Origin of the sequence: Pseudoalteromonas sp. SW0106-04, assembly GCF_001293805.1 — a bacterium.
GTDB classification, from domain to species: Bacteria; Pseudomonadota; Gammaproteobacteria; order Enterobacterales; family Alteromonadaceae; genus Pseudoalteromonas; species Pseudoalteromonas ruthenica.
This window is the reverse complement of the sequence record NZ_BCAI01000002.1, coordinates 231,034-255,651: the sequence shown is the minus strand read 5'-3', so window position 1 is coordinate 255,651 and position 24,618 is coordinate 231,034. Positions and strand designations below refer to the sequence as shown.

Below are 24,618 nucleotides of genomic sequence, written 5' to 3'. Positions count from 1 at the left end.
AATGACCATGCGGTTTGACCAATATTTAGCGGATGAGCAAGCAACCGTCGCATTCGGGGCGCAACTAGCTCCACTCATCGCTGACGGTGCGGTGATCTATATGTACGGTGACTTAGGGGCGGGGAAAACCACGCTCACGCGTGGAATCGTGCAAGGGCTGGGTCATAAAGGTAAGGTTAAGAGTCCAACTTATACCTTAGTTGAACCTTATGAGCTAGCGCAGGTCAAAGTATATCATTTTGATTTATATCGATTAGCTGACCCAGAAGAGCTCGAATTCATGGGCATTCGGGATTATTTCGATAACCGCGCGGTGTGTATTTTGGAGTGGCCTAGTAAAGGTGAGGGGGTAATTCCTCGCGCTGATTTAGAAATCACGCTAGAGTATACAGGGGAAGCGCGTGAGATCAGTATCGACGCAAAATCTGAGCGTGGCGCTGATGTAGTAACAAAGTTAAAAGGCAATGCTTAAAATAATCATAACCGCAAGCAAGGCAACCTTGTGCGCCATGTTGCTCGTATGGGCAACAGTGGCGGCAGCTAAAAACACCATAGAAAACGTGCGTGTATGGCCATCACCCGATAGCACGCGGGTGGTGTTTGATATGCAAGAAAAGCCAGACTTCAGCTATTTCATGCTGAAGAATCCATTACGCCTAGTCGTTGATATCAATAATACTGCGCACCGTAAAGACTACCCGGCAATTGAAAAGAAGCACCAAATTGTTGATAAAATCCGTCCTAGCACGCCGAAAAAGTCGGGTTCTACGCGAGTGGTGTTTGAGTTACTCAAAGCCACTAAGCCGGTTATTTTTTCTTTGGCTCCTACCGGGCCGTATAAAGACCGATTAGTCATTGACCTTTACGATAAAAGTGACGGTCAACAAGCCCAAAACATACCAAAAAATAGAGTATTAGAAACCAATCGTGACATTGTTATCGCGATCGATGCGGGTCACGGCGGTGAAGACCCCGGCTCTATAGGTCCAAGCGGCACCTATGAGAAAGACATCACGTTGCAAGTAGCTAAACGCTTAGAGCGATTGATTAATGCCGAGCGGGGCATGCAAGCCTATATGGTGCGCAGCGGAGATTATTACGTCAAACTCAATAACCGCAGCACCAAAGCGCGCAAACGCAAAGCTGACTTTTTAGTGTCAATTCACGCTGATGCCTTTACCAGCCCACAGCCGCGAGGAGCGTCGGTGTGGGTCTTGTCTCTGCGCCGGGCTAATTCAGAAATAGGTAAATGGATTGAGGATAGGGAAAAGCACTCTGAATTACTTGGGGGGGCTGCGGATGCCATTCGCGACACGGCCAGCGAAAAGTATTTAGCGCAGACGCTACTCGACATGTCCATGGATCACTCCATGAAAACCGGCTTTAAAGTGGCTGAAGAGGCCATCAAAGAATTACGAAAAGTGGCGAAAATGCATAAACGCTATCCGCAAGCGGCGAGTTTAGCAGTGCTGAAATCGCCAGATATTCCCTCTATCTTGGTGGAAACGGGGTTTATATCCAATCCTCAAGAAGAGCGGTTGCTGAAAACAGCGGCGCACCAAGAAAAACTAGCGAAAGCGGTGTTCAGATCAATTCGTGGTTATTACCGTAATAACCCCCCTGATGACTCGCTATTTGCAACGATTAAGGCACAAAACCCAACACGACATAAAATTCGTCGCGGTGAATCGTTAAGTGTCGTGGCCAGTCGTTATGGCGTCTCTGTCGGGGCTATTAAACGCGTCAATAAGCTAAAAACAGACACTGTCTATATTGGCCAAGTGTTAACCATTCCTAATACCTAACGAGCGTATATGAGTATAGCGATATTACCGGCGCGATTAGCTAACCAAATCGCTGCCGGTGAAGTAGTTGAGCGTCCCGCTTCTGTAGTGAAAGAGTTGGTTGAAAACAGCTTAGATGCGGGAGCGACACGTATTCGCGTTGATATTGAACGCGGCGGCCATAAACTGATCCGCATTACCGACAATGGTTCGGGTATTGTCAAAGATGAGCTTACCCTCGCGCTCTCACGCCATGCTACCAGTAAATTAAAAACACTGGATGATTTAGAATGTATTAACTCCTTGGGCTTTCGTGGCGAGGCGCTGGCTTCCATAAGCTCGGTATCGCGATTAACGTTGAAGTCTAAGCCTGCCCAGCAAAATGAAGCTTGGCAAGCCTTTGCTGAGGGACGCGATATGGCCGTGCAGGTGCAACCAACAGCGCATCCTGATGGCACCACCATTGAAGTAAAAGACTTATTTTTCAATACCCCCGCACGGCGCAAATTCTTACGAACCGAAAAAACTGAGTTCAACCATATTGATGAGCTGCTAAAACGCATTGCCTTAAGCCGCTTCGATATTGCCATTACCTTAACCCACAACGCTAAAGTAGTGCGCCAATATCGGCCAGTGTCGGCCGACGACGCGGGTGCAGTAAAGCGTATTGCTCAGGTCGCGGGCAAAGGCTTTGCCAGCCAGGGTATGCATTTACAAAGTGGTGACCAAGGGCTGTATTTGCATGGCTGGATTATGCCTCAGCACACGCAAACAGAGCCGCAGTATACCTATGTTAATGGCCGCATGATGCGCGACAAATTGATTTTACACGCTATTCGCCAAGCCTTTGAAGAACATACCCAACAAGCGCAAGTGCCGGCATTTGTACTTTATCTAGAAGTCGACCCCCGCCAGGTTGATGTTAACGTGCATCCGGCCAAGCATGAGGTGCGCTTCCATCAGGCGCGATTAGTCCATGACTTTATTTTACAGGCGGTGCAACAGCTGGTGGCTAGTGAGCAAACACTCATACCGCAACCCTCGATACCTCCAGCAACCGCAGCTCACAGTGACAGTCCTGCTTACCCCAAGTCGCAATTGCGTCCTAGTCCTGATAATCAGCAAACTGGGCAGTTTATGGGAACGGCTAGTCGCTCTGGTGCAAGCTATCGAGACTCAGCGCCAGCGAGCACGCGTGCGCACCCTGTTGATGCCCAACGTATTGCTCAAGCGAATCAGTTTTATCAAGGGATCAGTGAAGTACAGGCTCATGAGTTTAATCATGTGGCTGAGTCAGCCCCTGCGCTGCAGTTAGCCGCTGAGAGTGTGTCACTTTTGCCCTTAACAGATGGCCACTGTGCAGTGAGTGTGCAAGGGAAGTTGCACCTTAGCCACTGGCGTCAGGTGTTACCGCTGGCTTGGCAGCAGCAACTCGAAGCTGAAGCGCAGCTAAGTAGTCGCGCATTGTTGTTGCCTGTGCGTGTGGCCTTGCAAGATAAGGAGTTGGCGTGTTTGCAGGGACTGCAATCCTGGCTCTCGGTGTTAGGGTTCGATATCCAGCTTGAAAAACAATTTGCCATGGTAAAGCGTCTACCCAGCAGCTTATATGCCAGCGATGCCAAGCGAGTGATTGAACAGATACTCAGCGCGCAGTTGACGGCTGAAAGTTCACAGCAGGACTTTCTCATGTGGCTTGCGGCATCTACGCCGAGTAATTATTTCAATGGTAATGACTTTGCAACTTGGCAGACACAGTTACAGAATACTCCAGAAATTGTTCAGCAATTACAGCAAAAAGCCGTTAAAATAGAGCTATCCCAATACGTCAGTCAATTAAGTGTTTAAGCCTTGTGAGTTCATTGCCCGTTATCTGTTTAATGGGGCCTACCGCCTCAGGAAAAACCGCCTTAGCCATTGATTTATGCCAACACTTCGATACCGAAGTGATCAGCGTCGATTCCGCCTTGGTGTATAAAGGGATGGACATCGGCACCGCCAAACCTGATGCGCAAGAGCGTGCGTTAGCACCCCATCGACTTATTGACATTGTTGACCCAGCACAGAGCTACTCCATGGCTGACTTTCGCCGCGACGCCCTGGCGCACATCGAACAGCTACACAATCAAGGCAAAGTACCCTTGTTAGTAGGTGGTACTATGATGTATTTCAAAGGCTTGCTCGAAGGGCTATCGCCACTACCTGAAGCTGATACAGACATTCGAGCTGCCCTCGAAGTCGAAGCAAAAGAGCATGGATGGCCGGCGCTACATCAGCAGTTACAACAGGTGGACCCGCAGGCAGCGGCGAAAATTAACGCCAATGATTCACAGCGAATTAATCGCGCCTTAGAGGTATACCGTATCAGTGGTAAGAGCATGACTGAACTACAGCAAACTAAGGCACAATCCTTAGGGTTTCCTGTTCATCAATTTGCTATTGCGCCAAGCGATCGTCGCGTTTTGCACCAGCGTATAGAGAAAAGATTCCAAATAATGCTCGAGCAGGGGTTTGAAAACGAAGTTTTGTCCCTATATAACAGGAAGGATTTGCACCCGGATCTGCCTTCTATTCGTTGCGTAGGGTATAGACAAATGTGGGATTACATCGCGGGTGAAATTGATTATGATGAAATGGTTTTTCGTGGAGTAGCTGCTACGCGTCAGTTGGCGAAAAGGCAGTTAACCTGGCTTCGAGGTTGGCAGAACCTAACGTGGCTTGAAAGCGGGGACCAAGAAAACTTGCAACGTATAGTAAGTTCGCTAAGCTAGTATTATTGGGACGTTTTTTTCTTTAGAGTCAGTCCTAAACTAGATACATAATAACACCTAAAACGAAGGAAAATAACAATGGCAAAAGGCCAATCGTTACAAGACCCATTTTTGAATGCGCTACGTCGTGAGCGTATTCCTGTTTCAATTTTTTTAGTTAACGGCATAAAACTGCAAGGCAAGATTCAGTCTTTCGACCAATTTGTCATTTTGTTAGAGAACACTGTAAATCAGATGGTGTATAAGCACGCAATTTCCACTGTTGTGCCAGCCCGAGCAGTGAATTTTCATGGTGCGCAAGGACTCGACGCACCGGAGTCAGAAGAAGGGAATTATTAAATCAGTAGGAGCATAATGCTTGTTTGACCGTTATGAAGCCGGCGAACAGGCAGTCTTAGTTCACATCGAATTTCCCCATGAAGGCGATAGAGAAGATCTTCATGAGTTGGAAATGTTGGTATCTTCTGCAGGTGTTAGCAGTCTGGCGGTTGTGCAAGGCAGTCGCCAGGCACCACACCCGAAGCTTTTCGTCGGCACGGGGAAGGCAGAAGAGATAGCTGAGATTGTCAAATCCCACAACGCAGATGTCATTATATTCAACCACGAATTAAGCCCATCACAAGAGCGCAACTTGGAAAAGTTGTGTCAATGTCGTGTGCTCGACAGAACTGCACTTATCCTTGATATTTTTGCTCAACGCGCCCGCACCCACGAGGGTAAATTACAAGTTGAATTGGCGCAGCTACGGCACATCTCCACCCGTTTAATACGTGGGTGGACGCACTTAGAAAGACAAAAGGGCGGTATTGGCTTACGCGGCCCCGGTGAGACGCAACTGGAGACCGATAGACGGCTATTACGAGGGCGCATTAAAAGTATTTTAAAGCGTTTAGATAAGGTCGCTAAACAGCGCGAGCAGGGGCGTCGTGCACGTAACCGCAACGAAATCCCGAGTGTCTCTCTGGTTGGCTACACTAACGCTGGGAAATCAACGTTGTTCAATCGCATTACCGAGTCTGAGGTATATGCTGCGGATCAACTGTTCGCGACCTTAGACCCAACACTTAGAAAGCTTGAAGTGCCAGACATCGGTAGTGTTATTTTGGCCGATACCGTAGGTTTTATCCGCCACTTACCGCATGACTTAGTCGCGGCCTTTAAAGCGACGCTGACCGAGACCCGTGAAGCCGATTTACAGCTGCATGTAATCGATGCGGCAGACTCGCGTCGTAAAGAGAATATAGAGCAGGTACAAGAAGTACTAGAAGAGATTGAGGCGAACGAAATACCGCAGCTACTCATCTACAATAAGATTGACCAGCTTGAAGACGTTGAGGCGCGCATTGACCGCGATGATGAAGGCAAACCGATGCGAGTTTGGCTATCGGCGCAGCAAGGTCAAGGAATGGAGCTACTGAAGCAGGCTATTAGTGAGTTACTCGCGAAGCAAATGCTCAATGCCGACTTGCGTGTGCCCCCTTCACAAGGGCGGCTGCGCGGCGCGTTATACAATCTCAATAGCATTAGCTCAGAGGACTTCGATGAGCAAGGAAACTGGCTGCTTAGCGTTAACGTACCAATGAGCGAATGGAATAAATTGAAAAAGGAAATTGGTGAACAAATTGATGGCTATCTTACGTAGTGCATGAAAATGCGCTAAAGTAGCGTCAACCATGATTTTCTTGCGTCAACTTGGGGGCATAAATCTGTCGACTAAGTATGACAACAACGGTAATGCTGCGATAGCATTACCCCTAGCAACAAACATTGATAACTATGGAGTATGGCTATGGCCTGGAACGAGCCGGGTAACAATGGCAACGACAAAGATCCTTGGAACAATAAAGGTGGTCGTGACCAAGGACCGCCAGATTTAGACGAAGTACTGAAAAAGTACAGCGATAAGTTTGGTGGCTTGTTTGGTGGTAAAAAAGGAGGCGGTAACAATAAAAACGGCGGTTTAGGCGGCGTTGGATTGCTTATCGTGCTGGTAATTGCTGCGATCATCTGGGGCCTAAGTGGCTTCTACACCGTCAAAGAAGCCGAGCGAGGTGTGGTACTACAATTCGGTAAGTTTGACCGTATTGCACAGCCCGGTTTACGCTGGAAAGCGACCTTTATCGAGCGTGTTATCCCTGTTGATATTGAGGCAGTGCGTTCGCTGTCTGCTTCCGGTTTTATGCTCACCGAAGATGAAAACGTCGTGAGCGTTGAGTTTGAAGTACAGTACCGTGTGGTTGACCCTTATCTATACAAGTACAGTGTAACTGACGCTGATCACAGCCTGCAGCAGGCATTGGACAGTGCTCTACGTTATGTTGTGGGCCATTCGCAAATGGACCAAGTACTGACCACAGGTCGTGAAATTGTGCGTCAAAATACCTGGGATGAGCTAAACGACATTATCGAACCATATAACCTTGGCCTGATAGTGACCGACGTGAACTTTAAAGACTCACGCCCACCTGCTGAAGTAAAAGATGCGTTCGATGATGCTATCGCTGCGCAAGAGGATGAAGAGCGCTTTATCCGCGAAGCTGAGGCGTATGCCCGTGAAATTGAGCCACGTGCCCGTGGTCAAGTAACGCGTATGACCCAAGAAGCTGAGGGCTACCGTGAACGCGTTACCTTGGAAGCACAAGGTGAGGTGGCTCGTTTTGAAAAGCTATTGCCTGAATATGCAGCAGCGAAAGATGTGACCCGCCAACGCTTGTATCTAGAGACTATGGAGCAAGTACTAGGCAGCAGCACGAAGGTGCTTGTTGATGTCGAAGGTGGTAACAACATGATGTATCTACCGCTGGACAAGCTGCTAGATAAGCATCAGTCAGGGCAAAAAATCACCTTGCCTAGCGCTAATAGCATTCAAGACTTACGTAACAAGTTAGGTGCCAATGCATCGCGTAACAGCCAAGTAAATTCTGGCAATGATCGTTTCTCTAAAGACCGCTTTAACGGAGGAAGATAGCAGTGAGAAATTTTAGTATAATCCTCATTATTGCTGCAGTAGTACTTTCGTTTTCTTCGGTGTTTGTAGTACCAGAAGGGCAGCGCGCTATTGTGTTGTTATTCTCTAAAGTACAAAAAGACGATACCGACAACGCTGTGGTGTATGAGCCAGGCTTGCACTTTAAGGTGCCTTTCGTGGCGCAAGTGCGTAAGCTCGATGCGCGTATTCAAACCTTAGACGGAACCCCGGATCGCTTCGTAACCAGTGAGAAAAAAGACCTTATCGTTGATTCTTACGTGAAGTGGCGAGTACAAAACTTCAGTGATTTTTACCTACGTACCCGTGGCGATAAAAATTACGCTGAAACACTACTAAAGCAAAAAGTAAACAATGGCCTTCGTACCAACTTCGGTGCGCGCACGATCAAAGAAATTGTTTCTGGTGAGCGTAGTGAGTTAATGGAAGAAGCCTTGGTTCAAGCCTCTGAAAGCGCTCGCGAGCTCGGAATTGAAGTCCTCGACGTACGGGTTAAACAAATTAACCTGCCAGACGAGGTGAGTAATTCTATTTACCAACGTATGCGTGCTGAGCGTACCGCTGTAGCGAAAGAGCACCGTTCTGAAGGTCAAGAGAAAGCGGAAGAAATCCGTGCCTCAGTGGACCGTCGGGTGACGGTTATGCTCGCCGATGCTGAGCGTAATGCCCGTTCTGTACGTGGTCAGGGTGATGCACAGGCGGCAAAAATCTACGCCAACGCTTACAACAAAGATCCTGAGTTTTTTGGTTTCTTGCGTAGCTTAGATGCATACAAGAAAACCTTTAAAAACAAGCAAGACGTGATGGTGATTGAGCCTGATGGTGAATTCTTCAAGTACATGAAGAACGCAGAACCACAGTAATCTCGTTATAGTCAGTAATAGCCCCGAGAGCAATCGCCTCGGGGCTTTTTTGTCACTGAGAGAGTCTAATGAGCTGGCAATTGTTAGTAAGCGCCTTTGCGCTTATGCTTATTTTTGAAGGGCTAGGCCCAGCACTGTTTCCAAAAAAGTGGCGTGCATACATGGCGCAGCTAGCTGGCAGTGATGAACGCACCTTGAAAGTGGTGGGTATCATCTTAATCCTTACTGGCGCGCTTCTATTCCACCTTATTAACCTCGTCTAGCTTGCTGAGCTAGCAATGAATTTTCTATTAGCGGAAAAAATAACCAAAACGGGGTGATCTGCCCCCGGCTTTTCTGATAAAATCTGCGCCTAATTTTTTCTAAGTGAATTTGCAATGGGTAAAAACGTCGTTGTACTAGGCACCCAGTGGGGTGACGAGGGGAAAGGAAAGGTCGTAGACCTCCTTACAGATAAAGCATCTTTAGTGGTCCGTTATCAAGGTGGGCACAATGCTGGTCACACTTTGGTGATTGATGGCGAGAAAACAGTTCTACACCTGATCCCGTCGGGTGTGCTACGTGACAACGTAAAATGTGTTATCGGTAATGGCGTAGTTCTGGCCCCCGACGCATTGATGAAAGAAATTACCATGCTTGAAGAGCGTGGCGTGCCGGTGCGCGAGCGTCTGCTTATCTCTGAAGCGTGTCCGCTTATTCTGCCGTATCACGTTGAGCTTGATATGGCACGTGAAAAGGCGCGTGGCGCTAAAGCGATTGGTACCACAGGCCGTGGTATTGGTCCTGCGTATGAAGACAAGGTTGCACGCCGTGGTCTTCGTGTTGGTGACTTGTTCAACCCTGAGCAGTTTGCCAATAAGTTGCGCGAAATTCTTGAGTACCACAACTTCACTTTAGAAAACTACTACAAAGTTGAGCCAGTCGACTTCCAAAAGACATTTGATGATGCCATGGCTGTGGCTGATATCCTGAAATCGATGGTCGTTGATGTGACTGAGCTATTGGATCAGACCCGTGAAAAAGGCGACAACATCCTGTTCGAAGGTGCACAAGGCACGTTGCTGGATATCGACCACGGTACATACCCATATGTTACTTCATCTAACACCACCGCCGGTGGGGTAGCGACAGGGGCTGGTTTTGGCCCGCTGAACCTAGATTATGTGTTGGGTATTGTTAAAGCTTACACTACGCGTGTGGGTTCAGGTCCATTCCCGACAGAGCTTTATGATGGCGTTGATAAGCAAGACCCAGTAGGTAAACACCTTGGCGAAAAAGGCCATGAGTTTGGTGCTACGACCGGCCGTTTGCGCCGTACAGGTTGGTTTGATGCTGTGGCCATGCGCCGTGCGGTACAAATCAATAGCATCTCAGGCTTCTGTATGACCAAACTGGACGTACTTGATGGCCTAGAAACTATTAAGATTTGTACTGGCTATCAGCTTGAAGACGGCACCGTTACTAACGTCACACCGCTTGCTGCTGAAGGCTACGAAAAAGTCACGCCAGTATATGAAGAAATGCCAGGCTGGAGCGATAACACCTTCGGTGTTACTCGTGTTGAAGACTTGCCTAAAGCGGCAATCGACTATATCAAGCGTGTTGAAGAAATCACCGGTGTTCCGGTTGATATTATTTCAACCGGCCCTGATCGTGTTGAAACCATGATTGTGCGCAACCCATTTGCTGAATAAGCGTAGGGTGTGAAAAAAAGCTGCTGCGGCAGCTTTTTTTGTGCCTGTATATACCAATTTTGGCACTGGTTTTGCTATAGATTAATGAGAGAGTTGATTCGTCAAAGGAGCGTCATGCGCCATTTGTTAACCATATTATTACTGACCAGTGCGCTAAGCACCACAGCTCATGCGGCAGAGCCGTTAGAGGCCGTACAGCTGTATACACAGGATGAGTTGGTTAAGTTGATACGTAAAAACGCTCATTTAAAGCGGGTGCAGGATGATGATTGCCAACTTGTGCAAGATATTGCCGCGCGCGCGAGTAAAATGAAGTTGCCCAGTTATCAGTTCCTCTACGGTGATATGCTTGCTTACAATGTTTGTGTCGAAAGAGATGTGGACTTAGGTGTTTACTACATGCGCCAAGCCGCTGAGCAGGGCTTAGCCGAGGCGTTAGAGCAGCTGGGACGTTACTATGATATTGGCCGCTTAGTTCAGGCCGATAAAGCGATGGCTATCGTGTATTTGCGTGAAGCCGCTGCACAAGGCAACCTGCCAGCGCAAATGCGTTTAGTAAAGCTGTTTAATCAGGGCTACGGCAGTCCACACGACTATGAAGATGCTTATCGCTGGCTGTTTCATACCCAAGTTGCAGATCGCAACCTACACAAGGAAATTGGTGCGCAGTTAAGTAAATTGGCGCAAAAAATGCCCGATAGCGTGGTTGCACGGGCACGATTACCCGTTGATCAATAAAGTTTAACAGTATTTACCTGTTGCCTTTTCCCGATATGGGTTAAAATAACACCATAAGTCACCGTATAAGTTATTGAATGACCAAACAGGATCCATACCTCGATAGAGAACAGCAAAAATACGAAAACCCCGTCCCCAGCCGCGAGTTCATCCTCGACCACATTAAAAAACGCGCTAAGCCTGCTAATTTCAGCCAACTTTGTTCCGAGCTGGATGTATATGACAGTGAGCGTCAAATTGCCTTTAAGCGCCGCCTGCGCGCCATGGAGCGTGAAGGGCAGCTGCATTTCAATAAGCACAAATGCTACGTTATTCCCGATGACAGTGGCTTAGTCAAAGGTAAGGTCATTGGCCACCGTGATGGCTTTGGTTTTTTGCAAGTCGAAGGTGAACCTAAAGACTGGTTTATTGCTCGCCACCAAATGAACACCGTGTTACATGGCGATGTGGTGTTAGCTAAAGCGGGCTCACGTGGCCAAGGTGGCAAGGTTGAAGCACGCATTGTGAAAGTACTTGAAGGCGAGCGTGCGCCAATCATTGGCCGTTACTTTGTTGAGCATGGTATGGCCGTGGTTGTGCCAGAAGACCCACGCATTACGCAAGATATCATTATTGTCCCTGGGGCAGAAAAAGGTGCGCGCCACAACCAAATGGTGCAAATTGAGATCACCCAAAGCCCAAGCCGCCACATGAATGCGGTAGGCAAGGTCACAGAGGTGCTCGGTGAGCATTTAGCACCGGGTATGGAAATTGAGGTGGCGCTGCGAAATCACGAAATCCCTCATCAGTGGCCACAAGAGGTTGAGGAGCAGGTGGCTCCTTTAGGCGAACAGGTGGCAGAGCAAGACAAGCAAGGGCGCGTTGACCTGCGTCATTTGCCCTTGGTCACCATTGATGGCGAAGACGCCCGAGATTTTGATGACGCTGTATTTTGTGAGCGCAAAAAGTCCGGTGGTTGGCGCCTATGGGTGGCGATTGCTGATGTCTCCCATTACGTGCAAAAAGGCTCCCCTTTAGATCAAGAAGCGATTAATCGCGGTAACTCAGTGTACTTCCCCGAGCAAGTTATTCCCATGCTCCCTAAGGTACTATCCAATGGCTTGTGCTCACTGAATCCTAAGGTCGACCGCCTGTGTATGGTTGCGGAAATGACCGTCTCCGCAGCCGGTAAGCTCTCAGGCTATCGTTTTTATCAAGCACTGATGAACTCGCATGCCCGCCTTACCTACACCAAGGTGCACGCAATTTTAGAAGGCGATGAAAAATTGCGTGAAGAGTACGCGCCCCTAGTGGGTCATCTGCAAGACTTACAGCAGATGTATATGGCGCTAAAAGCGGCGCGCCAGGAGCGTGGCGCCATCGAATTTGAAACCCTGGAAACACGGTTTGTGTTTAACGCGCAGCGCAAAATTGAGTCTATAGTACCCGTTGTGCGTAACGACGCCCATAAGCTTATCGAAGAATGCATGATTTTAGCGAACGTGTCAGCGGCGCGGTTACTAGAAAAGCACGAGGCCAGCGCCTTGTATCGTGTGCATGATGAACCGGACAGTGAGAAGCTTGGACACTTTCGCCAGTTCCTGGGTGAGCTAGGCATAGAGAACCCCTTTGGGGATTCTCCCGAGCCAGCGGAGATTACCGCTGCCATCGACAAATTAGCCGAACGCCCTGAGTTGGGACTGATTCAAACGATGTTGCTGCGAGCGATGAAGCAAGCCGTTTATCAGCCTGACAACATTGGTCACTTTGGTTTGGCACTGCCTGCCTATGCGCACTTTACCTCGCCAATTCGTCGTTATCCCGACCTGGTCGTGCATCGCGCTATCAAGGCCATACTCAAAGCGCAAGGGCAGCAAACCAGTGGTGAGTATGAATACAACGATGATGAAGCGGATCAACTCGGTGAGCAGTGCTCGATGACCGAGCGCCGCGCTGATGATGCGACTCGTGAAGTCGCTGATTGGTTGAAGTGCGAGTATATGCAAGATCATGTTGGCATGCACTTTGGCGGGGTTATCTCGTCGGTCACTAATTTTGGCTTGTTTGTGCGCCTAGATGACCTGCAAATAGACGGCCTGGTTCATATTGCTAACCTGGGTGATGAATTTTTCCACTTCGATGGCGCTAAACATTGCCTTGTCGGTGAGCACAGTCGTACTGTGTATCGCATGGGTGATAAAATATCGGTGCAAGTGGCTTCGGTTTCTTTAGAAGAGCGCCGTATTAATCTTGCCCTGGCGCAACAAGAGCCCGATCGTTATGCTCGGCGCAAGGCTAAAAAGCCTTCGGTACGCGATAAGCTTAAAGCGGGCGATATCCCAGGAAAAGGCAAGAAGCCAACACCCGGTGGTAAGAAAAGTGGCGGTAAAAAGAAAGCCTCTAAAGACAAAAAAGCAACAGCTGGCAAAAATGTAAAGGCCAGTAAAAGCAAGAAAAAGTCACGAGCAGGTAAAAATGCTCGTAAGAAAACGAAAAAGTAGAGAGTCCCAGTGAGTAACGAATTAATCTTTGGTTTTCATAGTGTCGAAGCCATCCTCAACCGCGAGCCCGAGCGCTTCATTGAACTGTATGCTTTAAAAGGGCGTGATGATAAGCGTCTAAATGCGTTGATCAATCAGGCTCGGCAATTCGGTATTTCGGTGCAGTTTATGCAGCGTAAAGCGCTGGATGACAAAGCCCGAGGCGAACAGCATCAAGGCATTATTGCTCGAGTTCGCCAAGGCAAACAATATAACGAGCGCGACTTAGACGCCATTATCAGCCGAGAGCAAACGCCCTTTTTATTGGTTTTAGATGGCATCACTGACCCTCACAATTTGGGGGCCTGCCTGCGTAGTGCGGACGCTGCCGGTGTGCACGCGGTTATCGTGCCTAAGGATAAGTCGGCGAAATTAAATGCGACGGTACGAAAAGTCGCTTGTGGTGCCGCCGAAGTGGTGCCGTTAGTGCAAGTCACTAACCTCGCACGGACCTTGCGCGAAATTAAAGACGCGGGGGTGTGGGTTGTCGGCACGGCAGGAGAGACCGATACCACCTTGTTTGATGCCAACCTCACCGGCCCTATCGCCATGGTCATGGGAGCTGAGGGCGATGGGATGCGCCGTTTAACGCGTGAACACTGTGATGTGCTGGTGAAAATCCCTATGGTGGGCACGGTATCTAGCCTAAATGTCTCGGTCGCGACTGGCATTAGCTTGTTTGAAGTGCTCAGACAGCGAAGCGCATAACGCCAGTTAGGCATGCACCCCCCTTGATATTGTAAGGTGTGTGCCTGACTCCATATTCTATGTCATTACCTCACATCAATCAGGTGTAATTTGCCTGTATTCGCCTTCTTTTAAGTTGCTTAATTTGCCAACAATGCGTAGAATACGCGCTCATTTCGGCCATTTAACATTAATTCCTTGCCTTAAACCGACCGGCCGAAACGGTGGAAGGCTATATTAACCGTAAGGAATACCCATGCGTCATTACGAAATCGTATTCATGGTTCATCCAGATCAAAGTGAACAAGTTCCTGGTATGATCGAGCGTTATACTGGTTCTATCACTGAAGCTGGCGGTAAGATTCACCGTCTAGAAGACTGGGGCCGTCGCCAACTGGCTTACCCAATCGAAAAGCTTCACAAAGCACACTATGTTCTAATGAACGTTGAAGCACCAACTGAAGTAATCAACGAGCTTGAAACTTCTTTCCGCTACAACGATGCAGTGCTTCGTAACCTAGTTATGCGCACTAAAGATGCAGTAACTGAAGCTTCTCCTCTTGCAAAAGAAGAGAAAAAAGAAGCTGCTGAAGCTTAATCGTTCTGCGTGGTTGTAATGGCTGAAACGCCTAGTGAGCAAGCGCTCAATCTAGTCGAATTAGGTGGCACTGTTTGTAAGGCCCCTAAGTTCAGTCAAAGCCCGGCCGGTGTACCCCACTGTATTTTCGTGCTAGAGCACCGTTCAATACAGGTTGAAGCGCAACTAAACCGTCAAAGTTATGTGCGTATTCAGGTGGTAGCAAGTGGTTCGGAGCATCAATCAGCAACACAATATTTGCAAGTTGAGCAGTCAGTGCGAGTGCGGGGGTTTTTAAACCGCCACCAAGGCCGAAATGGTCTCAGTCAACTGGTACTGCATGCTCAGCAAATTGAAAGAATTAATTGAGGAAAATACTCATGGCACGTTACTTCAGACGTCGTAAGTTCTGCCGCTTCAAAGCGGAAGGCGTAAAACAAATCGATTATAAAGATCTAGCTACTCTTAAAAACTATGTTACCGAAAGTGGCAAAATCGTACCTAGCCGTATCACAGGTACTAGCGCTAAGTATCAGCGTCAGCTAGCAACTGCTATCAAGCGTGCTCGCTACCTAGCCCTTCTTCCATACACTGACTTACACAAGTAAGCAGCGGATTAACAGTTTTTAAAAGGTGTAGAGACATGCAAGTTATTCTACTAGACAAGATCGCAAACCTAGGTGGCCTAGGTGACCAGGTTTCTGTTAAATCTGGTTTCGCACGTAACTTCCTGTTCCCGAAAGGTAAGGCAGTTCCTGCAACTAAAGCTAACATCGAAACTTTCGAAGCACGTCGTGCTGAGCTTGAAGCGAAAATCGCTGAAGAGCTAGCTGCTGCTACAGCTCGCGCTGAGAAACTTGAAGCACTTGCAGAAGTGACGCTAGTTTCTAAAGCTGGTGACGAAGGTAAACTATTTGGTTCAATCGGTACTCGTGACATCGCTGATGCGATCTCTGCAACGGGCATCGAAGTAGCTAAATCAGAAGTTCGCCTACCTAACGGTACTATCCGTGAAACAGGTGAATTCGACGTAGCAATCCAGGTTCACGCAGAAGTGATGGCTTCTATCAAAGTGATCGTTATTGCTGAAGCTTAATCGTCGATTAGCTTTATAAAGACCGCGCTTAGGCGCGGTTTTTTTATGCCTGTCTGATGTTGACATTGCTCGTTTCTCGCAGAACTTGTGATCCTCAAGCGGCGACAGTGAAGCTGTTCTTTCTTATACCCGCTTTCACTCCTATTCGTTGTTTCAAGCGCATTCCACAAAAAGCCTAGATCGAAAGCGCGAATCAAAAAGACTGACTTCTGTAGGTCAGGTGTCAACCTGACAGGCTCTGCCTATCTACTCGATTTCTTTCGTTTCGGCCAAAATGAACACTGATTTATTACCGCGACCACCTTTAAAGGTGATAGTGGAGGGAAAGGCCTGTTTGTTTAGACGTAATTAGCATGATTACCCTGTAAAAGTATATTTAGAGTTATTGCACTAAATATTTATTGTGATATTGTATTACCAATATCTAATTTAGGGACGATTAAGTTGAAAAGTATTAATAGCCGGAACTTTTACTTGTTACCGATTACTTTATTAAGTTAATAGGTTTAATTTAAGCTTATGATTAGTAACAAAAATATTTTCAATAAAGTTTTTCATCACGATATATTGGCAGACAATGTGCGACGATAGCACAAGTTGACTTTGACAGCGTTGTCATTATATCTTAACCCAGTCTTAATAAAACTCTAGGCAAAACAATGCGCTTACAAGGAATGCTGCAACGCGGTTTTACCCTGATAGAAATGATGATAGTGGTCGCTATTATCGGTATTTTGTATGCAGTGGCGATGCCAGCCTACAGCGAGTATATGGAAAGAGGTCGCCGTGCGGATATGCAACAAAATATGCTGCAAGTTGTTGCTGTGCTTGAACGTACATATTCTCGTATGGGCGGATACCCTAGCAACTTTACCCTCCCTACATCTGATTATTACACCTTACGGTATGCGCCGCAGCCAGCTATCTCTAGTAGCGGCGGCGCACATTATGATGCTAAAAAGTTTACCTTGCGGGCTATTCCCAAAGCTGCACAGAGTGGCGACGAGTGTGGCACCCTGAGTATCAACGAAGTCGGTCAGCAACACGCTAGCGGTGGTGATGACGACGATTGTTGGGGGAACTAACCCAATGCATCAAGGAAGATATTCAGCCCTAGGCTTTACTTTAGTTGAGTTAATGGTGGTGGTAGCAATCATCGCTATCGCCGCCATTATCGCCACGCCGTCGTATATACAGTTCATAAAGCAAGACCGCATTGTCAATCACGCGAACCAACTTCATAGTGTGTTTAAGTTCGCTCGCAGCGAAGCTGTTAAGCGTGAGCGAGCTATTAATTTGCGCGCTAAAGCCGAACAGTGGCAGGTGATAGCCAATCCAGGTGAAGCGAATGAAGCCGTGCTAAGAGCTTTTACCAAGCAACATAGCTCGCTAACGATTGCGCTGCCTAACCGCATTGTTGCTATCACTGGTGAGCTTAACAACGCCGCTAATATATTGATCACTGACAATGATGCCAGTACCACGGACTATCGCTTATGCGTACTACGCAGCGGCCAAAGCTGGCTAGCTGAGGAAGGTGAAGCATGCGTGTAAAAGCAATACAGTCAGGCTTTTCGTTATTAGAAATTATGGTGTCGGTGGCGATCGCAGCCATTGCCTTGTTGGGGCTGGGCAGCGCACAACTCAAGTCATTGCAGTATGCGACGAGCAGCTTCAACTACACCATGGCCATTGTACAGGCTAACAATGCCGCAGAGCGCATCTGGCCAAACTTATGCGCGCTCAAGCATGGCGGTGGTTTTAACGGCAACTTCAAAAACACCACCTTGGCACCGCAAATCGATGACTACAGCATTACCTTTCCCGCCAACTTTAATGACGATTTAGCCATTGAAGTGCAGTGGCCAGATAGTCGCCTTGATGATGGCCTGCAATCTAAGTTGCGCATTTTTGCTCAATATCCAACGCTCTCGGCTGCGGAGTGTGGCTTATGAAACGCGCTCATTTAGGTTTTACTTTGGTTGAGCTAATGGTTGCTTTAGCCGTAGGTAGCTTTTTAATCGCTGGCGTTGGGCTTTCTTACGCCACTATCAAAGGCACTGTAAGTGCGACTAAAGAGCTAGAAAATGCCCAAGAGGTGGTTCGTTTCACTTCTCAGGTGCTCACTCGCAGCCTTAAACAAACCCCATTTGCGCCTGTGGTCAGTGCTGATGGCAGTACGCTGCGGGTTCAGCAACAGGCGGGCGTTTTATCGTGTTTGGGCACCACGCCTAGCGCTGATTATATTGAGCAATACCGCTTGGTTGATGGGCGTATACAGTGCGATATGGGCGCTGGTGGCGAAGACATCCTGACCGGTGTGACAGCGCTCAGCTTTAGCTATGATGCGACCACCAAGCTCACCACCATTAATGTTACTCCTCAGGGACTGCCGCAGCAGTTTGGAGGCCAAGTACAAATCGATATTGCAGCGTCGCGATTAATTTTAAGTGAACTATATGGAGCAAGTTCATGAAGCAACAGCAGGGCTTCACTCTAGTCAGTGTGATGTTATTAACCGTGGTCGCTGGCGTGGTGGTATTTACTTCGCTAAAAGACAGCATCGTGCAAGAGCGCCTCAGTGGCAACTTTCAGAAGAAAGTTAATGCGCGGATGATGTCTGAACGAGCCGTTTTTGCTCAGGCTGAGAAAGTGCAGCAGCAACTGCATGCAAACCCTGATGCTGATATTGACGATCTCGTAGCGCAAACTGAGCAAGCACACAGTGGCTCCATTCATAAGGGAGACCTAAAGTATCGTGCACAACTAAATAAAAATGGGGCGGGTGAGCTGGAAATCGCTGCGTTAGGAGAGCGTTATGCTGGTGAAGCAGAGGCTAATTTAGTGGCCAGATACGCTGTTACCAGTAACGGTGGCTATGCGCCTTTTAACACCGCCATAGTTGGCTGTGATGGAGTCTTAAATTCAGCGGGTGGGAACATAGATAGCTATGATTCGCAGCAGCTTGATGGCCAGTACGATCGCGACAACGCCTCAACCCAGGCGCATGTGAAAACGATTTCACCTAATGCGGATATCGTTGTCAGTGGTGGTTCTTCCACGTGGGGTGATGTGCGTGCAACAGGAAACATCAACATTACCGGAGCAGGATTTATATCCGGGACTGTTCATGCCAATGGCGATATTGATGTCAGTGGCGGTAGCTCAGGAGATTATACGATACCGCCTGGTTTTCCTGTGAAAACGCGAATTGGCGGTGATATTTTGGCAAAAGGCAGTGTTACTTATCAGGGGCGCCATATATTAGGGGTGGTAAGAGCCGAGCAAGATGTTCATTTTACTCCCTCATTTGCTGTTAGAAATATCAACAATAATGGGTTAGCCGTTCTGTATGGTGGTAACAATACCACGGAAGAAAATAATAAAGACTCTATCGCCGGCACTAATTATAAAGGTGCGCCTTATCACCAAACTGTTACCGTTCCCGCTGTTCCTGCCAGTAATAGCGAGGATCCTAACCACGACCCTAAAGACCCAGACACCAACTGTGATCCTTACTCGTTGCCCTCTGAGTTAGCAAAGCTGCAGCAAAAGTTGCCTCGTCAGGGACTCAATGTGACAGGATGGGGTAATCATGCACAGTTCGACGACGAACAAGGCCGTGATACTTTTGGTTCTATCTACATGCCAACCTCAACTTCTATATTGGGGCGGCAATACGGATCGGTATACTTTCTAGATGATCTGATTATTAATGGAGCTGAATTGACGATTGCAAAGGGAGATGTCGTTTTTTACATTAATGGCGATTTCAAGCTTACAACCAATGGTAATAGCGCACTAAATATCAATGAAGGTGCAAGTTTGACGTTATTTGTTCAAGGTAAAAGTCAAATTCAGCAACCCGTTAACGTGCTCAAGAAAACACTTAATAGCAACAAGCTACCGCCTTTCAGTCTGTATTCTGGGTATCAAGACAACTCCACAACAACCCAATGCGGGGGCGACTTTGGTGTTGAGCTATCGGGCACGGGACAAATGTACGGAACTATTTATGCACCCTATAGCAATGTAAAGTTTGGTGCCAGTGGTGAGTTGTACGGCGCCATTCGGGGGAAAAGGGTCAGTGTATGTGGTGATGGTGATATTCATTACGACACCGCGCTGAAAAAGTCACAAGGTGGAAATTTAGGTGGTCAGCGCCGGGTGATATTCCTTGGTTGGCAGTATAAAACCCCTGAGGAGCTATCACCTTAGCGAGTTTAACTATTCCTACTACCAACCTCAGCCCCTATAAAGGGGCTTTTTAGTGCATTGCATCTATGCGCGAGGTAAAAGCCAGTATTTGCATCTAAGGCCAACAACTGCAAGGTAGCTCGGCTAAGTCGCAATGCTTACCTTTGCCGGCACAGCTGGCTGCGTCACATGCTGCGGATGGGTCGCAGCAGTCATGGCGGTTTTCTTTCTTTTTGCGTTTGTTGCTATCTTCTTGAGCGTTGAGTTGCAGTGTGGCGTGGGCCAATTTACAGGCATGCAATCGTGCTTTGATATTGGCATAACCACGAAAAAAGCCGTGTTGCTTTACTATGGCAAGGACGGCGTTAGAGCAAGATGCACCTTTATGTAAGCACGCATGGGCACAACGAAATCCTTTGTAAGGGGAGACAAAGCGTTGGTATAGGCGTATCACTATGATTGCTATGTTATTCAAATGTCGACCTTTATAAGTTTTCCCGTTGAGCGTTTGCCATAAATTAATCCTGAGAGGGCTTTTTAAAGCGCATCGACAAGGCCATAGCCGTGCCGGTGACAATACCCATGCCGATAGCGCCAGGTAGCCCCATCGCCGCTAAAATCGGTATGAATAGCAGGCGATGCACGAACACCAAAGGCACCACGGCAATAGCTAAAGCAACATAGTTCATGCGAACTTCGAAGTGCGCGCCGCAGTGCGGGCATGTTTTGGTTTTCCCCCAAGAGTTTGCCGCTTTAGAGAAAAAGCTAATGGACTTAAGGCAAGACGGGCATTTAAAAAACTGCTCATTATCTGAGTGCTCAGTGTTAGCTTGTTTAGCGGCAGTATGTTGTGCGCGTTTGATTTGTAGCTCTTGCTTAATCGCTTGCACTCTTTGCGGGTAGGCCTCGCTGTCCACGTGCCTTAATGCGTCTTCAAGTTCGTCTATTGAATAGCTTGCATAGTTGGGCTGTATCTCGTCTATCATCCTTGAATCTCCGTTATTGCTGCGTATTCCTTGCACCACAAGATTATCCTATAAGCCCTAAAAATCCAATGTCCTTACACTTTCTGTGCACGCTATAAAAATAAATTAAAAAAATTTAAAACCCATTTAAACCCTTTGTACTTTAGTGCGCGTCTAATACATTAACAAAGCGAATAACAACAACAGGATATATCGCATGCAGGGTCATGCCGCAGAGGCAAGGGTAACCGCACCACCGCCGCCAAGCGAGGCAGAACTGATACAACAGGTGAAAAAGGGCAATCAGCAGGCCTTTGCACAGCTGTATCAGCAGCATATCAAGCGAGTCTACGCTTTGTGTTTGCGTTTGGCGGCTGACACCACTCAGGCGGAGGATGTGAGCCAAGAGGTGTTTGTGCAGTTGTGGCAAAAAATACATAGCTTTGATGGCAAAGCGCAATTTAGTACTTGGTTGCATCGCGTAACCAGCAATATTGCCATTAGCCATTTACGCAAACAAAAAAACTGGCTGCAACGCGTCGTGAGCAGTGAAGAGCAGGGCATGGAGCATGAACAAGTGGCTCAATGCCATGAGCTTAACGGCCTTGATAAACTCATAGTGCGGCTACCTGAACGGGCACGGCAAGTTTTTGTTCTGCATGCAGTAGAGGGCTATCGCCATGAAGAGATAGCCAAGATTATGAATATGGCGGTGGGGTCTTCAAAGTCACAATACCATCGCGCCCGAGGGCTGTTAAAGGAGTGGTACGAGCATGAGTAAACCTGATTTTGAGCAGTTTCTAAACCAGCAGCTGCAACAACAGCAAAAAGAGATCAGCCCGGAGCGCGATCTTTGGCCCGGTATTGAGCAGGGGATTAATGCGCACACGCATACAGCCGATAAAAGCTGGTTTAAACCAGCCTTGGGTAGTGCCGCCGCTGCCATTTTAGTCGCGGTAATCGGGCTCAATTTACCAAGCCAACAAGGCTCGCAACCGAGTAACCAATTCGCGGTGATAAGCGATGTATTCGAGCAACAAAAGCAGAGCCTACTGGTGCAGTATCAAGCACAACCGGCGCTGACCGATAATTGGCAACAGCAATTGCAAGAGCTCGAGCAAGCGGAGCAAGCAATCAAAACCGCGCTTGAAGAACAACCTAACAACCGCGCTTTGCTTAATATGCTCGCGCAGGTTTATCAACAACAACTGAATTTAATTAACAACGTACACCAGCCCAAGCAGGGCGCAGTATTACAGCGTATTTAGGAGCATAACAATGAAAGCAATTATATATACATTAGCGCTAGCCCCGGTTTTGGCCTTCGCTGGCGAAAAAATTGATGAGCAACTCGACGTGCCAAAGGATGGCCGTATTTATATCGATAACCAACGTGGCGAAGTCATTATCAAAGGTTGGGATAAAAACACTTTTAAAGTGACCGGCGAGCTGGATGACAAAGCCGAGGGCTATACCCTTGAGAACCGTGGTCAGCGTACTGATTTCATTGTTGATATGCCCAAACGCTACAATCAAAGTTGGGGGCATAATAATGACAATGACGAGGGGTCTAAGTTAACCATATACATGCCCCATGCCAGTGCCTTAGTGATGGAAGGGGTGAGCGTTGATGTGATGGTCAGTGAACTGCACAATGATACCCGTGTGGAAACGGTGAATGGCGATATTGACGCCAAGCAGTTACAGGGCAAGCTCAATTTAGAGACCGTAAATGGCGATATTGATGGCGTAAACCTAGCTGGAGAGATCCGTTATCAAACCGTCAACGGTGATATCAACGACCTTGATTCACAAGGGCAATTACAAATGACCTTAGTCAATGGCGACGTGGAATCGAGCACCCGCGCTGAAGATATCCGCTTTGAAAACGTCAACGGTGATCTACAGCTCAATGCCCAAGCCCTAGGTAGCTTAAAAATTAATACCGTCAATGGCGAGCTTGAGGTCCGTGTGGCGAAGCTTCATGCCGACGGGCAAATCCGCGCCGAGAGCGTCAGTGGTGATTTAGATCTCTACCTACCGAGCGATCTGTCAGCACGGTTTGATTTAGAAGCTCATGCTGGCGGCGATATTCGCAATGAGCTGAGCGATGATAAAGCCGTGGAAGCCAAGTATGGTACGGGTGAAAGCCTGCACTTCACACTAGGCCAAGGCGAAGCCGAAGTGCAAGTAACCACCATTAGTGGCAACACCCACCTACGTAAAAACTAACCCAACCTCGGCGAGCCCTTAGGGCTCGCTATTTTTTCTTGTTTACCAGTCAGCAAAAAAGCGAAGCAGTTGTTGCACTGCGATGCCAAGCCGATAAAATAAAGCCATTCACCCCGCCTTTTGAGTATGTATGGCAAAAATAGATAAACAGGTTGATAGCCTAAAAGTTCCTCCCCACTCCATTGAAGCCGAGCAATCCGTGCTTGGTGGGTTAATGCTCGATAACGAGGCCTTTGACCGTGTTGCTGAGTTGGTCGTGGCTCAGGACTTTTATACGCGTACCCACAGACTGATTTTTGAGGCTATGGAGCGCTTGGTTGAAGACAGCCAGCCTATCGATCTGATCACTATTTCCGAGTCGTTAGAGAAAAACAATCAACTCGACAGTGTGGGTGGCTTTGCTTACCTCGGTGAAATAGCTAAAAACACTCCCAGTGCCGCTAACATTAGCGCTTATGCTGCTATTGTGCGTGAGCGGGCGGTGATCCGCGAAATGATTGGTGTTGCCAATGAAATTGCCGAAGCCGGGTTTAACCCCGAAGGGCGCGGCAGCCATGATTTGCTCGACTTTGCAGAAAGCAAAGTATTCAAAATTGCTGAACAACGCACTAAAAGCACTGAAGGGCCGCAAAATATCCACACTATCTTAGAAAAGACCGTGGATAAAATTGAAGAGCTTTACCAGTCGCCACAAGATGGGGTTACGGGAGTCAGTACCGGTTACTCTGATCTTGATCAGATGACTGCGGGTTTGCAGCCCTCAGACTTAGTCATTGTTGCAGCGCGCCCATCCATGGGTAAAACCACGTTTGCCATGAACTTGGCCGAACATGCGGCGATGACCCAAGATAAGCCGGTGCTTATTTACTCGTTGGAGATGCCTTCAGAGCAAATCATGATGCGTATGCTCGCCTCGCTCGGGCGCATAAACCAAACCAAGGTGAGAACGGGCCAGCTGGACGACGAGGATTGGGCACGCTTGTCCTCAACCATGGGCTTGTTGATTGAAAAAGGCAAAATGTACATTGATGATGCCTCGGGCCTAACTCCTACCGATGTGCGCTCACGCGCGCGGCGAATTGCTCGCGACCACGGTGGCATTAGCATGATCATGGTCGACTACCTGCAATTAATGCGGGTACCAAGCTTATCGGACAACCGAACCTTAGAAATTGCCGAAATATCGCGCTCATTAAAAGCACTGGCGAAGGAACTCGAGTGTCCTGTTGTGGCGCTTTCGCAGTTGAACCGGACACTTGAACAACGTGCTGATAAGCGCCCAGTTAACTCGGATTTGCGTGAATCGGGGTCAATTGAGCAGGACGCCGACTTAATCATGTTTATCTACCGCGATGAGGTGTACAACGAAGACAGTCCAGATAAAGGTACTGCAGAGATTATCATTGGTAAGCAGCGGAATGGTCCTATTGGTAAGGTCAGGTTAACCTTCCAAGGGCAATACTCACGCTTTGATAATTACGCTGGCCCGGCGATGGACGACGAGTATTAACC

Annotated in this window: 28 protein-coding genes; 26 read left to right on the top strand and 2 right to left on the bottom strand. The window is 48.0% G+C overall.

Translation table 11 applies throughout. The features are described 5' to 3' along the window. Position 1: 1 nt before the first annotated feature. The 22 genes from tsaE (at position 2) to W04_RS03670 (ending at position 19,930) form a co-directional block, all read left to right on the top strand. Complete coding sequence (tsaE, locus tag W04_RS03775; RefSeq protein ID WP_026111201.1) at positions 2–472, top strand: tRNA (adenosine(37)-N6)-threonylcarbamoyltransferase complex ATPase subunit type 1 TsaE; 471 nt, start codon at positions 2–4, stop codon at positions 470–472. Then, positions 465–1,805, top strand: coding sequence for an N-acetylmuramoyl-L-alanine amidase (locus W04_RS03770; protein WP_022945611.1), 1,341 nt, complete (start codon positions 465–467; stop codon positions 1,803–1,805). Before tsaE ends, W04_RS03770 begins: the two co-directional genes overlap by 8 nt. Before the next feature lie 9 nt (positions 1,806–1,814). Further along, positions 1,815–3,629 (top strand): DNA mismatch repair endonuclease MutL, encoded by a 1,815-nt coding sequence (gene mutL / locus W04_RS03765; RefSeq protein WP_053909853.1) that lies wholly within the window; start codon positions 1,815–1,817, stop codon positions 3,627–3,629. Positions 3,630–3,634: 5 nt separating this feature from the next. After that, positions 3,635–4,552, top strand: coding sequence for a tRNA (adenosine(37)-N6)-dimethylallyltransferase MiaA (gene miaA, locus W04_RS03760; RefSeq protein WP_082342112.1), 918 nt, complete (start codon positions 3,635–3,637; stop codon positions 4,550–4,552). A 78-nt stretch (positions 4,553–4,630) separates the two neighbouring features. Beyond that, positions 4,631–4,891, top strand: coding sequence for an RNA chaperone Hfq (gene hfq / locus W04_RS03755; protein WP_022945614.1), 261 nt, complete (start codon positions 4,631–4,633; stop codon positions 4,889–4,891). Positions 4,892–4,910: 19 nt separating this feature from the next. Beyond that, positions 4,911–6,194 (top strand): ribosome rescue GTPase HflX, encoded by a 1,284-nt coding sequence (gene hflX, locus W04_RS03750; RefSeq protein ID WP_022945615.1) that lies wholly within the window; start codon positions 4,911–4,913, stop codon positions 6,192–6,194. A 147-nt stretch (positions 6,195–6,341) separates the two neighbouring features. Further along, positions 6,342–7,520: an FtsH protease activity modulator HflK gene (gene hflK / locus W04_RS03745; protein ID WP_022945616.1), complete on the top strand. Its 1,179-nt coding sequence runs from the start codon at positions 6,342–6,344 to the stop codon at positions 7,518–7,520. A gap of 2 nt (positions 7,521–7,522) precedes the next feature. Beyond that, complete coding sequence (hflC, locus tag W04_RS03740) at positions 7,523–8,401, top strand: protease modulator HflC (RefSeq protein ID WP_022945617.1); 879 nt, start codon at positions 7,523–7,525, stop codon at positions 8,399–8,401. A gap of 68 nt (positions 8,402–8,469) precedes the next feature. Then, the gene (locus W04_RS03735) at positions 8,470–8,664 is read left to right on the top strand and encodes a DUF2065 domain-containing protein (protein WP_053909851.1); all 195 of its coding nucleotides are present in this window, start codon (positions 8,470–8,472) and stop codon (positions 8,662–8,664) included. Positions 8,665–8,778: 114 nt separating this feature from the next. Further along, on the top strand, positions 8,779–10,095 hold the full coding sequence (locus tag W04_RS03730) for an adenylosuccinate synthase (protein WP_022945619.1): 1,317 nt from the start codon (positions 8,779–8,781) through the stop codon (positions 10,093–10,095). A gap of 114 nt (positions 10,096–10,209) precedes the next feature. Next, positions 10,210–10,833 (top strand): tetratricopeptide repeat protein, encoded by a 624-nt coding sequence (locus tag W04_RS03725; protein WP_053909850.1) that lies wholly within the window; start codon positions 10,210–10,212, stop codon positions 10,831–10,833. A 77-nt stretch (positions 10,834–10,910) separates the two neighbouring features. Next, entirely contained in the window at positions 10,911–13,313 is a 2,403-nt protein-coding gene (gene rnr / locus W04_RS03720; RefSeq protein WP_053909849.1) for a ribonuclease R, read from the top strand. 9 nt (positions 13,314–13,322) lie between these two features. Continuing rightward, entirely contained in the window at positions 13,323–14,060 is a 738-nt protein-coding gene (rlmB, locus tag W04_RS03715) for a 23S rRNA (guanosine(2251)-2'-O)-methyltransferase RlmB (protein WP_053909848.1), read from the top strand. A 235-nt stretch (positions 14,061–14,295) separates the two neighbouring features. Beyond that, positions 14,296–14,637 (top strand): 30S ribosomal protein S6, encoded by a 342-nt coding sequence (gene rpsF, locus W04_RS03710; RefSeq protein ID WP_022945623.1) that lies wholly within the window; start codon positions 14,296–14,298, stop codon positions 14,635–14,637. An 18-nt stretch (positions 14,638–14,655) separates the two neighbouring features. Then, positions 14,656–14,985, top strand: coding sequence for a primosomal replication protein N (gene priB / locus W04_RS03705; RefSeq protein WP_022945624.1), 330 nt, complete (start codon positions 14,656–14,658; stop codon positions 14,983–14,985). Positions 14,986–14,996: 11 nt separating this feature from the next. Further along, positions 14,997–15,224, top strand: a complete 228-nt coding sequence (gene rpsR / locus W04_RS03700; RefSeq protein ID WP_022945625.1) for a 30S ribosomal protein S18 — start codon at positions 14,997–14,999, stop codon at positions 15,222–15,224. Between the two features lie 35 nt (positions 15,225–15,259). Next, entirely contained in the window at positions 15,260–15,712 is a 453-nt protein-coding gene (rplI, locus tag W04_RS03695; RefSeq protein ID WP_022945626.1) for a 50S ribosomal protein L9, read from the top strand. Positions 15,713–16,371: 659 nt separating this feature from the next. Beyond that, entirely contained in the window at positions 16,372–16,797 is a 426-nt protein-coding gene (locus W04_RS03690; protein ID WP_053909847.1) for a type IV pilin protein, read from the top strand. Between the two features lie 4 nt (positions 16,798–16,801). Beyond that, positions 16,802–17,266: a GspH/FimT family pseudopilin gene (locus W04_RS03685; protein ID WP_053909846.1), complete on the top strand. Its 465-nt coding sequence runs from the start codon at positions 16,802–16,804 to the stop codon at positions 17,264–17,266. Next, positions 17,257–17,667: a prepilin-type N-terminal cleavage/methylation domain-containing protein gene (locus W04_RS03680; protein ID WP_022945629.1), complete on the top strand. Its 411-nt coding sequence runs from the start codon at positions 17,257–17,259 to the stop codon at positions 17,665–17,667. Before W04_RS03685 ends, W04_RS03680 begins: the two co-directional genes overlap by 10 nt. Beyond that, complete coding sequence (locus tag W04_RS03675) at positions 17,664–18,188, top strand: PilW family protein (protein ID WP_022945630.1); 525 nt, start codon at positions 17,664–17,666, stop codon at positions 18,186–18,188. Before W04_RS03680 ends, W04_RS03675 begins: the two co-directional genes overlap by 4 nt. Next, positions 18,185–19,930 (top strand): hypothetical protein, encoded by a 1,746-nt coding sequence (locus tag W04_RS03670; RefSeq protein WP_053909845.1) that lies wholly within the window; start codon positions 18,185–18,187, stop codon positions 19,928–19,930. The genes W04_RS03675 and W04_RS03670 overlap by 4 nt, the downstream gene beginning before the upstream one ends. 94 nt (positions 19,931–20,024) lie before the next feature. Here W04_RS03670 and yidD read toward each other — a convergent pair whose 3' ends face one another. Both yidD and W04_RS03660 read right to left on the bottom strand, forming a co-directional pair. Then, the gene (yidD, locus tag W04_RS03665; RefSeq protein WP_082342109.1) at positions 20,025–20,384 is read right to left on the bottom strand and encodes a membrane protein insertion efficiency factor YidD; all 360 of its coding nucleotides are present in this window, start codon (positions 20,382–20,384) and stop codon (positions 20,025–20,027) included. A gap of 43 nt (positions 20,385–20,427) precedes the next feature. After that, positions 20,428–20,895, bottom strand: a complete 468-nt coding sequence (locus W04_RS03660; RefSeq protein WP_053909843.1) for a hypothetical protein — start codon at positions 20,893–20,895, stop codon at positions 20,428–20,430. Positions 20,896–21,091: 196 nt separating this feature from the next. On the opposite strand from W04_RS03660, the gene W04_RS03655 reads away from it, so the two are divergent. The 4 genes from W04_RS03655 to dnaB all read left to right on the top strand — a co-directional run bounded on the left by W04_RS03655 (position 21,092) and on the right by dnaB (position 24,616). After that, the gene (locus tag W04_RS03655; RefSeq protein WP_053909842.1) at positions 21,092–21,655 is read left to right on the top strand and encodes an RNA polymerase sigma factor; all 564 of its coding nucleotides are present in this window, start codon (positions 21,092–21,094) and stop codon (positions 21,653–21,655) included. Then, positions 21,648–22,142 carry a hypothetical protein gene (locus W04_RS03650; protein WP_022945635.1) on the top strand — a complete coding sequence of 165 codons (495 nt, stop codon included), beginning with the start codon at positions 21,648–21,650 and terminating at the stop codon, positions 22,140–22,142. The genes W04_RS03655 and W04_RS03650 overlap by 8 nt, the downstream gene beginning before the upstream one ends. Before the next feature lie 10 nt (positions 22,143–22,152). After that, positions 22,153–23,106, top strand: a complete 954-nt coding sequence (locus W04_RS03645) for a DUF4097 family beta strand repeat-containing protein (RefSeq protein WP_053909841.1) — start codon at positions 22,153–22,155, stop codon at positions 23,104–23,106. 130 nt (positions 23,107–23,236) lie between these two features. Continuing rightward, entirely contained in the window at positions 23,237–24,616 is a 1,380-nt protein-coding gene (gene dnaB / locus W04_RS03640) for a replicative DNA helicase (RefSeq protein WP_053909840.1), read from the top strand. Positions 24,617–24,618: the final 2 nt, after the last annotated feature.